The sequence below is a fragment of the Glutamicibacter sp. MNS18 genome (assembly GCF_026107515.2).
GTDB lineage: Bacteria > Actinomycetota > Actinomycetes > Actinomycetales > Micrococcaceae > Glutamicibacter.
In genome coordinates, this window is sequence record NZ_JAPCHW010000016.1 from 61,409 (window position 1) to 73,695 (window position 12,287).

Below are 12,287 nucleotides of genomic sequence, written 5' to 3' on the forward strand. Positions count from 1 at the left end.
GCCTGAGGTGCGCTGTTTCAGTCGTGCCCAGAAATGTGGACAGCATCAAGCAGAAATACTTATCCACAAACTTGGCAGCACCCCTTGAAAGCCCGTGGCCGTGGCACTAGCATCCGTGGTCAATGGACTTCGGCGCCGGAGGGATGAACCCGTGTGCCATCGTTGCGTCCGGTGGCACTTGGGGCCGGACGGTACCCCGGAAAACGGGTGGGCAGGCGCAGCAGTTGCCGAAGGGACCGGATCGTGGATGCGTTGTCAGTGGTGGAAGACGAGGTGCGCGAACTGGTGCGCCGGCACGGACTGGATCCGGCCAAGCAACCGGCCCAGATCCGCAAGCTGATCGACGATGTGGTCAGGGACTACGACGAACGGGCGCTGCTCGGCGCGGTACCGCAATTGGGCGAACTGGAAGCGGCCAAACGCAGCGTTTACGACAATGTGGCCGGCTTCGGGCCACTGCAACCGCTGCTGGATGACCCTTCCGTCGAGGAGATCTGGATCAACGCACCCCACCAGGTGTTCTGCGCCCGTGCCGGACGCAGTGAACTGACCGGAATCCGGCTCGATGCCCAGCAGATCGCCGCCCTGGTCGAGCGGATGCTCAAGGCCTCGGGGCGCCGGTTGGACCTGTCCCAGCCGTTTGTGGACTGCCAGCTGCCTGACGGATCGCGGCTGCATGTGGTCATCCCCGACATCACCCGTGAGCACTGGGCGGTGAATATCCGCAAGTTCATCGCCCAGGCCAGCAAGCTCGACGACCTGGTGGAACTGGGGTCATTGACCGGGGACGCCGCGTTTTTCCTGGGCTGCGCCATCGCCGCCGGCATGAACGTGATTGTCACCGGCCCCACCCAGGCCGGCAAGACCACGATGCTCAACTGCCTGTCCTCGGCGATCGGACCCCGTGAACGGGTCATCACCATCGAGGAGATCTTCGAGCTGAACTTCGCCCTGCGCGACCAGGTGGCGATGCAGACCCGCCTGCCGAATCTGGAAGGCACCGGGGAGATCACCATGCGCAGGCTGGTCAAGGAGGCGCTGCGCATGCGCCCGGAGCGGCTGATCGTCGGCGAGGTGCGTGAAGCCGAGGCCCTGGACCTGCTGATCGCGTTGAACTCCGGCATCGCCGGGTTGTGCACACTTCATGCCAACTCTGCCCGCGACGCGATCACCAAGATGTGCACGCTACCGCTGCTGGCCGGTCCCAACATCACCTCCGACTTCGTGGTCAAGACCGTGGCGACCTGTGTGGATGTGGTGGTGCACTGTACCCGGGACCCGCAGGGACAACGCCATGTGGCGGAGATCCTGACCGTTCCGGGTCGCGTGGAGGAGGACCAGATCGAAACCTCCACCCTGTTCAGCCGTCGCGACGGGCAACTCCAGATGGCTCCGGGCGCAGACTGGGCGCACCAGAAATTCGATCTGGCCGGGGTGAAGATGGCCGAACTGATGGGTGCTCGGCGATGATCCTGGTCGTAGCGCTCCTTGGCGGACTCGGCGTGGCCCTGGTGGTCGACGCCTGCCTTTTCGAACCCTGGACCCGCCGCAAGACCGGGCCGGGCAGGATCCGCACGGCCCTGCTCCAGGCCGGGATCAACACCGTGGCCCCCTCGCGTTTCGTCATCGTCTGTTCCGCTACCGCGGTCACTGCAGCACTGCTGACCCTGGCGGTAACCGGGTCCTTCCTGTTCGCCGGGCTGTTCGGCGGGTTCGGCGCGTTCGCCCCGTGGGTCTACCTGCGCTACCAGGCTGGCAAACGCCGTGCGCTACTGCGCGAACAGTGGCCCGAGGTGGTTGACCACCTGCGCAGCGCCGTGCGTGCCGGACTGTCGTTGCCCGAATCGCTGAGCCAATTGGCCGAGGCCGGCCCGGAAACGCTGCGACCGGCCTTCCGGGACTTCGCCTTGGACTACCGGGCGACCGCGAACTTCTCGCTGGCCCTGGACCATCTGTCCCTGCGGCTGGCCGACCCCGTGGCGGATAAGATCCTCACGACCCTGCGCATCACCCGGGAAGTGGGCGGCACCGAACTCGGACACACCCTGGGCACACTGGCCTCGTTCCTGCGCGACGACGTGAAAACGCGCGGCGAACTGGCCGCCCGGCAGTCCTGGATCATCTCCGCCGCCCGGTTGGCGGTCGCCGCCCCGTGGATCGTGCTGCTGGTGCTTGGCACGCAGCCGGCGGCAATCGTGGCCTACTCCACCCCGGCCGGGGTATTGCTGCTGGGCGCAGGTTTGCTGGTCAGCTTCATCTGCTACCGGATCATGCTGCGCCTGGGCACGCTACCGGTGGAAGAACGGGTGCTGATATGAGCAACCCGATCCCGTGGGCGATCATCGCCGGCGCCGGCCTGGGCCTGGGGCTCTGGATGGTGATCTTTTGGATGCCCTACTTCCGCGGCCCCAGCCTGGCCCAACGCGTGGCCCCGCACCTGCGGGTGGGCATGCGCTCCTCGCGGATGCTGGAGGACTCCTGGCGCCAGGAATCGTCGGCCAGCACCCTGGGCCAACTGGCCCGGCCGGTCCTGAACCAATTACGCCGGGTGGCGGCACTGCATAGCCCGGGCTCCGAGACCGTGCGACGCCGGTTGAACAACGCCGGGCTGAAGACCAGTGTGCTGGACTACCGGGCCCAGGAGATCGCCTGTGCCCTGTTGGGGCTGCTGGCCGGCACGGTACTGGTCTCCGCGCTCGCCGGCTCCCGCGGCATCGGCATCCCGCTGGCTGTCATCCTCGTTGCGGGATGCGGCTTCGCCGGGTTCCTGCTGCGCAGCTGGTGGCTGTCCGAACAGATCCAGCAACGATCGCGGCGGGTGCTGACCCAGTTCCCGACGGTGGCCGACATCCTGGCGCTGACCGTTGGCGCCGGGGAATCAACCACTGGCGCGCTTGAACGCATCTCCCGTATTTGCCGGGGAGCGATCGGCGAGGAATTCACCACGACCACCAACGAGATCCGCTCCGGGATCCCGATGACCCAGGCCATGGAGAATATGGCCGACCGGATCCAGATCGGGGCGATGACCCGTTTCGTGGACGCCATCTGCGTGGCCACCGAACGCGGCACCCCACTGGCCCAGGTGTTGCGGGACCAGGCCCAGGACGTGCGCGACGCGTCGAAGCGCGAACTGATGGAACTGGCCGGGAAACGCGAGGTAAGCATGCTTGCCCCGATCGTATTCGGGATCCTGCCGCTGACCGTTATTTTCGCCGTCTTCCCCGGACTGTCCCTCCTGGAGATGAGCTATTGACCAGATCCCGCACACCCCGACACCTTCGCCCACACCCCGACCCCTGGGAGGAACCGCAATGAAAACCCTGGAACGCGCACTCACCGTCTACCTGCTCACGATCCTGCACCTGCTGCGCCGCGGTTGGGAGAGGATCCTGCCGCGCCTGAAGGAGGACCGCGGTGATGTGCCTGGTTGGGTCATGATTACCCTCATGTCCGCGCTTCTCGTGGCCGCACTGCTGGCGGTGGCCGGACCGCGCCTGCAGGAACTGTTCAACCAGGCCATCGACCGGGTCTCGAATATGAACTAGGACCGAGCATCCGATGTCCAGCAGACCGTCCCCAGCCGATGCCTGCCACCGGGTCGAAATCGAACGCGGTTCGGCGGTGGCGGAATTCGTGATGGTTTCGACCCTGCTGATCGTGCTGGGATTGACGATCATCCAGTTGGCCCTCGTATTGCATGTGCGCAATACCCTGATCGACGCGGCGAGCCACGGGGCGCGCTACGGCGCCCTGGCTAACCGCAGCGTCCAGGACGGTGCCGAACGCACCCGGCTGCTGATCGGCCAGAGCCTGCACTACGGGTTCGCCGACCAAATCAGCGCCACCACAAGCAATGTGGGCGGACATGAACTCGTGGTCGTCACCGTACGCACCCGGGTGCCGTTGTTGGGCCTGGTTCCCAACGGCTGGGAACTGGAATTGACGGGCCAGGCGGTGCGCTATGGCTAGGGCCCCATCCGGACCCGGGCTGCGGAACGCGCGGGAGACTGTGGCGCACGGTGACGCCGAGCGCGGCAGTGCCATCGTCGAATTCATTTTCACCAGCACCCTGGTCCTGATCCCGATGATCTACCTGGTGCTGGCAGCCGGCCAGTTGCAAGCCGCCAGCTATGCGGCGGTCGGGGCCGCGGACCACGCGGCGAAGGTGTTCGCGGCCTCCGGCCAGGCGGCACAGGCCGAGACCAACGCCCGGGATGTGGTGGCGCGTACCCTGGCCGATTTCGGGATCGCCGCCGGCCGCGGCACGACCACCATCGGTTGCGATCCCGGCTGCCTGGAACCGGGCAGTACCGTCAGCGTGTCGGTCAGCATCCAGGTACCGCTGCCCTTCCTGCCCGACGGGTTCGGCGCCTCGGCCTTCAGCGTCGATTCCACCGCGACCCAGAGGGTTGATCGTTTTGGCTAGGACCTGGCCGCTTACACGCCGGGATCCGGCAGCGGAGGACGGGCAGGGACTGGTGCTGGTGATCGGCCTGGTGGCCATCACCTTGCTGACGATCAGCGTGGTCCTGGCCGCCAGCGCCGTCAACCTCAAGGCCCGGCAACTGCTGGCGGCCGCCGACGGGGCGGTGATCGCCGCAGTGGACGAGTTCGAGCTGGTCGATGGGGGAGAAGTCCCGCAGATCCGCCTGGAACCGGACCAGTTGGCCCAGGCGGTGCAACGCTACCTGCTCGATACCCGGGCCGCCACACGGTTCGACAACCTGGGCGTGGGGCAGATCAGGATCATGCCCGACGGGCAGGGTGCCACCATCGAGCTGCGGGCCACCGTGGATCCGCCCATCGTCGGATGGGTCATCCCCGGTGGGATCCCCATCCACGTCGAAGCCAGCGCCCGCACCGTGCTGAGCCGCTGAGGGCGCGTAAAGTGTGATGCGTCCGGCGGTGATGCCGTAGGCTTAGATGATCATGGCTAAAACAGACTTCTCTGCTGAAATACGATCGCTGCGCTCGACATTCGACTCCATCGAGGCCGTTAGCGACGTTGATCGAATCAAGGCCGACATCGTTCTCTTGTCGGAAGAAGCTGGTGCCCCTGACCTGTGGGATGATCCGGCAGCTGCCCAGAAGGTGACCTCCCGACTGTCCCACCGCCAGTCCGAGCTTGAACGCCTGCAACGACTGGCCACCCGGATCGACGATCTGGAAGTGCTGGTTGAACTGGCCGAAATGGAGGACGACGGGGACACCCTGGCCGAAGCCGATCGTGAACTGGTCTCGATCCGCAAGTCCCTGGCAGAACTGGAAATCGTCACATTGCTCAACGGGGAATTCGATTCCCGCGGCGCGGTGGTTACGATCCGCTCGGGCGCCGGTGGTGTCGACGCCGCTGACTTCGCCGAAATGCTGCTGCGCATGTATACCCGCTGGGCCGAAAAACGCGGGTACAAAGCCCGGATCATGGACACCTCCTATGCCGAGGAAGCCGGACTGAAGTCGGCGACTTTCGAGATCGATGCGCCCTATGCCTTCGGCACGCTCTCGGTGGAGGCCGGGACCCACCGCCTGGTGCGCATCTCGCCCTTCGACAACCAGGGCCGTCGCCAGACCTCCTTCGCGGCGGTGGAAGTGGTCCCGCTGATCGCCTCCACCGACAGCATCGAGATCCCCGACGCGGAGATCAAGGTCGACGTGTTCCGTTCCTCGGGACCCGGTGGACAGAGCGTGAACACCACCGACTCCGCGGTACGCATGACCCACATTCCCACCGGCATCGTCGTCTCGATGCAGAACGAGAAGTCGCAGATCCAGAACCGTGCCGCGGCCCTGCGCGTGTTGCAGTCCCGCCTGCTGCTGCTGAAGAAGGAGCAGGAGGACGCGAAGAAGAAGGAACTGGCCGGCGATGTGAAGGCGTCGTGGGGCGATCAGATGCGCTCCTACGTGCTCAACCCGTACCAGATGGTCAAGGACCTGCGGACGGACCACGAAGTGGGTAACACCCAGGCCGTGCTCGACGGGGAAATCGATGACTTCATCGATGCGGGGATCCGTTGGCGCGCCGGGCAACGACGCCCCTCCAACTAGCACACAGCCCCGAAGGCCAACGCCTTCGGGGCATATTTATGCGCTCCTCCGGTAGCCAGTCCGGTGGCCGTACAACTCCACCGGATGTGGAGTCGGCACACACATGCGGTGGCCGGCGGTGCGTCCACAGTTCTCCTCCCGCGGCGCGCAGGTCCTGGACCGACAAGCCGAACTTACGCGGAATCCCCGGGAATCTTGCCTGACACCGTGGTGGGGGAAAGTCCATGGCAGGCCGTTGACCGCGGAAACATCCCCGGCTGCTCACCGGATGGGCTGTTTTGAGGGCCGGTTCATCGCGCTCTCCAGGCTCGAACCCGAGTGCCCGGCGCTGCCCTCGACCCGTGGAACGAGAACCTACCGCTCGCATATATTCGCAATCATGCTAATATCTATTCTTAGTTGGTGAAGTTTGCCAACGATTTACGGAACACTGCGCTGGGATTGATCAAGGCACCCCGGTTGCCAGAAGGCAATTACTCCGCACCCTGCAGGTGCGTTGAGTCGTCAGTGCTCCGCGGGTTCCCGAACCGTTCGCTTCCAGGCTGCCGAGCGTAGCTGCCAGCGCGTCGGGAACGGTCCGACGCGTGTGGCTCCGACGTTCCCGAACCACCGGAGCATTCGCGCCAGCGCCCGGTCGCACCGAGAAGCGGCCAATTCCGCCCTGGGACGCACGTAGCGCTCCCCGGCTTTCCCGCGACCAGGGATGAACGAAACGAATGAGAACCGAACGAAACTTGAGTGATGGGAAGTGGTTAATGAATCCAGGGCTTGTGCGCGTCAGCTGATACTTACTCCTTGTGGTTAACGCCCACGGGAACAGACGTGCAAGACACAGCGCCGGCAGGACCTTGTGGCCGCGGCGCGGATCTCATCACCGTCTATTGAAGGAGGTGGCGCGTGAATAACCCTGAAGCAGTGCAGTTCAGCGCCGTAATCGTTGTTTTACTCTTGTTGTTCTTCTATGGAGGAACCTTCTTTATCTCCACCCGGATCGGAAAAAAGAAGGAAAATGCCGACGGCTACATGACCGCGGGCAACAAAATCGGATTCGGCATTTCCGCGGCCAGTATGACCGCCACCTGGATCTGGGCCTCGTCGATGTATGCCTCGGCCACATCCGGGTACACCTACGGCATCTCCGGGCCCATCCACTATGGCCTGTGGGGCGCGCTGATGATCCTGTTCATCTACCCCTTCGGCAAACGCATCCGCGCGGTGGCCCCACGGGCGCACACCCTGGCCGAGGTCATGCACGCCCGTCACGGCCGTTCCAGCCAGCTGATGCTGGCCGGTTCGAATGTCGTCGGGTCGCTGATCAGCCTGATGTCCAACTTCATCGCCGGTGGCGTATTGATCTCCATGCTCTCGCCGTTCAACTTCATCCAGGGCGTGCTGGCCGTTGCCTCCGGCGTCCTGCTCTACACCTTGTGGTCCGGCTTCCGTGCCTCGGTGCTCACCGACTTCGTCCAGGTCATGGCGATGCTCGGCGCGGTGGCCATCCTCGTCCCGTTCATCTTCTTCGCCGCGGGATTCCCTGCGGCCTTCGAAACCGGCGCAGGCAACCTGACCCCGCAGCAGTCCAACTTCTTCTCCTCCGAGGCCTTCCTCGGCCAGGGCGCACCGTACATTGCGGCGGTGCTGGCCTACGCGATCGGCAACCAGACCATCGCCCAGCGGCTCTTCGCCGTACGCGAGGACCTGATCAAGCCGACCTTCATCACCGCCACCATCGGCTACGGCGCCATGGTCATCGGCGTGGGCATGCTGGGTGTGCTCGCCCTGTACCTGGGATTCGAGCCGACCGGCGGGGACATGAACAACCTGATCCCGGAGATGGCGGCCAGCTACCTGCCCGGCGTGCTGCTGGCGCTGTTCTTCATCATGATCGTCGGTGCGCTGTCCTCCACCGCGGACTCCGATCTGGCCGCGCTGTCATCGATCATGATGGCCGACGTGTACGGCCAGAACGTTGCCGGCAAGGCCAAGGCCGACCCGAAGAAGATGCTGCTGGTAGGGCGTGCAAGCATGGTCGTGGCCACCGCACTGGCCGTCTGCTTCGCCAGCCTGCAGCTGAACATCCTGGACCTGCTGGTCTTCGTCGGTGCCCTGTGGGGCGCACTGGTGTTCCCGGTGCTCGCCAGCTTCTACTGGAAGAAGGTCACCAACAAGGCCTTCACCACCGCGGTACTGGTGGCATTGGCCGTCTTCATCCCGGTGCGCTTCGAACTGATCCCGATCAACAACGTCACGGGCCTGCTCATCGAACTCTTCTCGGTCATCGGCATTGGCGTGGTACTGGGACTGATGAGCTTCGGCTTCTTCGGCCTGCGCGTGGCCAAGATCATCGGTGTTGTGGCCATCCTGGTCAGTGCGCCGTTCGTCTTCGGGTTCCTGCGCGACTACACGACGCTGAGCGCGTCGCTGATCGCCTATGCGGTCAGTACGCTGGTCTGCTACCTCATGTCCTTCCGCTCCACCATGGAGTTCGATTTCTCGGTCATCGCCGAGCGCACCGGGAACTTCGATGTGGAGTCCTCCGCCAGCGCTACCCCGCGAACCACCAACCACCCGGGAGGGAAGTAAATGTCCGTACTTGCACTGACCATCTATGCTCTGATCTGGCCGGTTGTAGTGGCCCTGGTGATGTTCTTCATCGCCCGCGCCTTCCTCAGCGAATGGCGTGAGGCCCGCCGTAACGGCGAGGATCTGGTCTGAGGCCCCGGCACCAACACTGAACCCCCGAAAGCACCGGCCCTGGTGCCTTCGGGGGTTCCGCTTTAACCACGGTCGACCTACGATGAGGCTAACGGAACCGAGTGTTTCGGTTCCACCAGGGCCGGCAAGCGAAGGACGGGACCAATGCTGGATAAGAGCTACGCGAATACCGCCGTCGCCGTGGCGGATATCCGTTCCGGGGCCTCGATCGCGGTCGGAGGATTCGGCCTGAGCGGTAATCCCACGGAGCTGATCAACGCCCTGCTCGATGCCGGGATCGGGGACCTGTCCATCGTGTCCAACAACTGCGGTACCGACGGCAAGGGGCTCGGTGTCCTGCTCGCGGCCCGGCGAATCAGCAGGATCACGGCCAGCTACGTCGGGGAGAACAAGGAATTCGAACGCCAATACCTGCGCGGGGAACTGGAAGTCGAGCTCACACCGCAGGGCACGCTGGCCGAGAAGCTGCGCGCCGGCGGCTCGGGGATCCCTGCCTTCTTCACCCGCACCGGGGTCGGCACCTTGGTCGCCGATGGCGGGCTGCCGCAGAAGTACGCCGACGACGGCAGCGTGCTCAAGGCCAGCGAGGCCAAGGAAGTGAGGACCATCGACTTTGCCGGGGAAAGGCAACAGTATGTCCTGGAGCACTCGATCGTCACGGACTATGCCCTGGTGCATGCGGCCCTGGGGGACACCCATGGGAATCTGGTCTTCAACAAGGCGGCCAGGCAGTTTTCCGTTCCCGCCGCGATGGCCGGGCGGATCTGCATCGCGCAGGTCGAAGAACTGGTCCCCGCCGGTGAACTGGATCCGGCCCAGGTACATCTTCCCGGGGTGTTCGTGCACCGCATCGTCGAGGTCGGCAAGCAGCATCCCAAACCCATTGAACGACGCACCACCCGTGGGTCGCAGCAGCAGTGAAAGGGCGTGAATAGTCATGGCGTGGACCCGTGAGCAAATGGCCGCCCGTGCGGCAGCCGAACTGACCGAAGGGGCCTACGTGAACCTGGGTATCGGCATGCCGACGCTCGTGCCCAACCACCTGCCACCGGGCGTCGACGTGGTGCTGCAATCCGAGAACGGCATCCTGGGGGTGGGCCCGTATCCCACCGAGTCGGAGGTGGACCCGGATCTGATCAATGCCGGAAAGGAAACCGTCACGGTGCTGCCCGGCGCCAGCTATTTCGATTCGGCCACCAGCTTCGCGATGATCCGCGGCGGAAAGATCGATGTGGCGATTCTCGGGGCCATGCAGGTCTCCGAAACCGGGGATCTTGCCAATTGGATGATCCCCGGCAAAATGGTCAAGGGAATGGGCGGGGCAATGGACCTGGTGCACGGGGCCAAACGGGTGATTGTTCTCATGGAGCACAACGCCCGGGACGGCAGCGCCAAGCTGGTCACGCGCTGCACCCTGCCGATCACGGGGCTGGGCGTGGTCCAGCGGATCATCACGGATCTCGGGGTTTTCGATGTAACCGCCCACGGACTTGAGGTGATCGAATTGGCCGACGAGGTGTCCCTGGCACAGGTCAAGGAGCTGACCGGGGCCACAATCCTCTCCTGACCAGTGCCGGCAGTGCGGTCGGCGAATGCACCCGCAGACTGTGTAGCGGCCATGAATCGGGCAACACGCCTGCCAATTAGGGCAGATGGGCAGCGCTCGCCGATAGGGTTTCACTTAACTGGTGCACGCTCACACACGGTTTCCCCCTTAGCGAGTGTGCGTCGCGCCCCACTGTTAGCTAGCGATTGAAGACATGATTAAATTCGAAAATGTCTCGATGGTCTATGAGACAAAGCAGGGTAACGCCGCTTTGCGTGATGTGAGCATCGAGATTGACCGAGGAGAATTCGCATTCCTGGTCGGTGAATCCGGATCCGGCAAGTCAACCTTCCTGAGCCTGGTTCTGCGCGAAAAGCGCTCCAGCGCCGGAGCGGTTTACGTCGCCGGTCAGAACCTTAACCGCATCCCCAGCTGGCGTGTCCCCAAACTTCGCCGCGACATAGGCTTCGTCTTCCAGGACTTCCGGCTGTTGCGTGAACGCACGGTGTTCGACAACGTCGCCTTCGCCATGGAGGTCATCGGTGCGTCACGTAACCAGATCCGCGAACGGGTCCCCGAGGCGTTGAAGTTGGTGGGGCTGCAGGACAAGGCCCGGCGCAAGCCCACCGAGCTCTCCGGTGGTGAACAACAGCGTGTGGGCATCGCCCGCGCTATCGTGAACAAGCCGTCGATCCTGCTGGCCGACGAACCCACGGGCAACCTGGACCGCAAGAACAGCCTGGATGTCATGAACGTGCTCGATCGCATCAACCAGAACGGCACCACCGTGCTGATGGCCACCCATGCCCATGAATTGGTCAGCGACTACAAACGCCGCGTCATCGAATTGCGCAAGGGAGAAGTGATCCGCGATGAATCAGGTGGTTCCTACATGCCGATGACCACCGTGATCAAGCAGGACGGCTCCCGTGAGGTGCACTTCGGCAACGCGGAGGGACCGGCCGCCGATGATACGCCGGCCACCGCGGAGGAGCCAACGGCGACCGAGACGAAGGGCAACGACCAGTGAGGCCAGGATTCATCCTCCGCGAGGCGGGAAAGAGCCTCAAGCAGAACATCGTCATGGTGGTCTCGGTGGTATTGGTGACCTTTGTGTCGCTGACTTTCGTCGGCGCCTCGGTGCTGCTGCAGATGCAGATCAACCAGATGAAGGGCTACTGGTACGACCGGATGGAAGTCGCAGTGTTCCTGTGCGATTCCAATTCCCAGGAACTGAACTGCGCCGGTGAAGCGGTAACCGACGAACAGCGGCAGAACATCGAATCGATGCTTGCCAGCGACGACCTCGCACCGTACATCAAGGAATTCGCCTACGAGTCCAAGTCCGAGGCCTTCAACCACTTCCAGGAACAGTTCGAGAACTCGCCGCTGCTCAACCAGTTGCAGGAAGGCCAGCTGCCCGAGTCCTTCCGCATCGCGCTGAACGACCCGGAAAAATATCCGGTGATCAACGAGACCTTCTCCACGATCCCGGGGGTCGAATCCGTCATCGACCAGCGCGACCTGCTCGAGAAGGTGTTCCAACTGGTTCGCGTGGCGTCCGCATCGGCGGCAGTGGTCGCCGGGGTCATGATCGTGTGTGCCGTGCTGCTCACCGGTACCACCATCCAGCTCTCGGCCATGCATCGACGGTTGGAGACCACCATCATGCGACTGGTGGGGGCGTCGAAAACCTCCATCCAACTGCCCTTCATCATTGAAGGGGTGATCGCCGCGGTGATCGGCAGCCTGCTGGCCTCGGGCACCTTGTGGCTGCTGATGAAGTTCCTGGTCCAGGACAAGCTGGCCAACGACAACCTCGGGGTGGCGTTCATCTCCACCAGCGAAGTCCTGCTTGTAGCACCTGGACTGTTGCTGATAGGTATCATTTTGGCAACAATTTCATCAGTGGTAACGTTGAAGCGTTACCTGAAGGTCTAGTGGACCGCCGGTCGAACCCTAGGGTGCCCGTCATTAC

The 12,287-nt window shown here is 63.7% G+C and carries 14 protein-coding genes; all 14 read left to right on the forward strand.

What is annotated here, in order from left to right:
- Positions 1-243 precede the first annotated feature (243 nt).
- The 14 genes from OK351_RS16030 to ftsX all read left to right on the forward strand — a co-directional run bounded on the left by OK351_RS16030 (position 244) and on the right by ftsX (position 12,250).
- Positions 244-1,470: a TadA family conjugal transfer-associated ATPase gene (locus OK351_RS16030; protein WP_265161018.1), complete on the forward strand. Its 1,227-nt coding sequence runs from the start codon at positions 244-246 to the stop codon at positions 1,468-1,470.
- Positions 1,467-2,318, forward strand: a complete 852-nt coding sequence (locus OK351_RS16035; protein ID WP_265161021.1) for a type II secretion system F family protein — start codon at positions 1,467-1,469, stop codon at positions 2,316-2,318. The genes OK351_RS16030 and OK351_RS16035 overlap by 4 nt, the downstream gene beginning before the upstream one ends.
- Positions 2,315-3,256 (forward strand): type II secretion system F family protein, encoded by a 942-nt coding sequence (locus OK351_RS16040; protein WP_265161024.1) that lies wholly within the window; start codon positions 2,315-2,317, stop codon positions 3,254-3,256. Before OK351_RS16035 ends, OK351_RS16040 begins: the two co-directional genes overlap by 4 nt.
- A 58-nt stretch (positions 3,257-3,314) precedes the next feature.
- Positions 3,315-3,548, forward strand: coding sequence for a hypothetical protein (locus OK351_RS16045; protein ID WP_265161026.1), 234 nt, complete (start codon positions 3,315-3,317; stop codon positions 3,546-3,548).
- A 13-nt stretch (positions 3,549-3,561) separates the two neighbouring features.
- Positions 3,562-3,972, forward strand: coding sequence for a TadE/TadG family type IV pilus assembly protein (locus OK351_RS16050; RefSeq protein WP_265161029.1), 411 nt, complete (start codon positions 3,562-3,564; stop codon positions 3,970-3,972).
- Positions 3,965-4,429 carry a hypothetical protein gene (locus OK351_RS16055; protein WP_265161031.1) on the forward strand — a complete coding sequence of 155 codons (465 nt, stop codon included), beginning with the start codon at positions 3,965-3,967 and terminating at the stop codon, positions 4,427-4,429. The genes OK351_RS16050 and OK351_RS16055 overlap by 8 nt, the downstream gene beginning before the upstream one ends.
- Entirely contained in the window at positions 4,422-4,880 is a 459-nt protein-coding gene (locus tag OK351_RS16060) for a hypothetical protein (protein WP_265161033.1), read from the forward strand. Before OK351_RS16055 ends, OK351_RS16060 begins: the two co-directional genes overlap by 8 nt.
- Before the next feature lie 52 nt (positions 4,881-4,932).
- Entirely contained in the window at positions 4,933-6,048 is a 1,116-nt protein-coding gene (gene prfB / locus OK351_RS16065; protein WP_265161035.1) for a peptide chain release factor 2, read from the forward strand.
- A gap of 897 nt (positions 6,049-6,945) precedes the next feature.
- On the forward strand, positions 6,946-8,631 hold the full coding sequence (locus tag OK351_RS16070) for a sodium:solute symporter family protein (protein ID WP_265161038.1): 1,686 nt from the start codon (positions 6,946-6,948) through the stop codon (positions 8,629-8,631).
- On the forward strand, positions 8,632-8,763 hold the full coding sequence (locus tag OK351_RS16075) for a putative transporter small subunit (protein WP_265161040.1): 132 nt from the start codon (positions 8,632-8,634) through the stop codon (positions 8,761-8,763).
- Positions 8,764-8,907: 144 nt separating this feature from the next.
- Positions 8,908-9,684, forward strand: a complete 777-nt coding sequence (locus OK351_RS16080) for a CoA transferase subunit A (RefSeq protein ID WP_265161042.1) — start codon at positions 8,908-8,910, stop codon at positions 9,682-9,684.
- Positions 9,685-9,700: 16 nt separating this feature from the next.
- A complete protein-coding gene (locus OK351_RS16085; protein WP_265161045.1) occupies positions 9,701-10,330 on the forward strand; it encodes a CoA transferase subunit B in 630 nt (209 codons plus the stop codon).
- 193 nt (positions 10,331-10,523) lie between these two features.
- On the forward strand, positions 10,524-11,339 hold the full coding sequence (gene ftsE / locus OK351_RS16090; protein WP_265161047.1) for a cell division ATP-binding protein FtsE: 816 nt from the start codon (positions 10,524-10,526) through the stop codon (positions 11,337-11,339).
- A complete protein-coding gene (ftsX, locus tag OK351_RS16095) occupies positions 11,336-12,250 on the forward strand; it encodes a permease-like cell division protein FtsX (RefSeq protein WP_265161049.1) in 915 nt (304 codons plus the stop codon). Before ftsE ends, ftsX begins: the two co-directional genes overlap by 4 nt.
- Positions 12,251-12,287: the final 37 nt, after the last annotated feature.

Excerpts from the sequence above, each read along its gene's own strand:
- prfB (WP_265161035.1), top strand. The coding sequence starts at position 4,933 with ATGGCTAAAACAGACTTCTCTGCTGAAATACGATCGCTGCGCTCGACA.
- OK351_RS16080 (WP_265161042.1), top strand. The coding sequence starts at position 8,908 with ATGCTGGATAAGAGCTACGCGAATACCGCCGTCGCCGTGGCGGATATC.
- ftsE (WP_265161047.1), top strand. The coding sequence starts at position 10,524 with ATGATTAAATTCGAAAATGTCTCGATGGTCTATGAGACAAAGCAGGGT.
- OK351_RS16035 (WP_265161021.1), top strand. The coding sequence starts at position 1,467 with ATGATCCTGGTCGTAGCGCTCCTTGGCGGACTCGGCGTGGCCCTGGTG.
- OK351_RS16055 (WP_265161031.1), top strand. The coding sequence starts at position 3,965 with ATGGCTAGGGCCCCATCCGGACCCGGGCTGCGGAACGCGCGGGAGACT.
- OK351_RS16045 (WP_265161026.1), top strand. The coding sequence starts at position 3,315 with ATGAAAACCCTGGAACGCGCACTCACCGTCTACCTGCTCACGATCCTG.
- OK351_RS16085 (WP_265161045.1), top strand. The coding sequence starts at position 9,701 with ATGGCGTGGACCCGTGAGCAAATGGCCGCCCGTGCGGCAGCCGAACTG.
- OK351_RS16075 (WP_265161040.1), top strand. The coding sequence starts at position 8,632 with ATGTCCGTACTTGCACTGACCATCTATGCTCTGATCTGGCCGGTTGTA.
- OK351_RS16050 (WP_265161029.1), top strand. The coding sequence starts at position 3,562 with ATGTCCAGCAGACCGTCCCCAGCCGATGCCTGCCACCGGGTCGAAATC.
- OK351_RS16040 (WP_265161024.1), top strand. The coding sequence starts at position 2,315 with ATGAGCAACCCGATCCCGTGGGCGATCATCGCCGGCGCCGGCCTGGGC.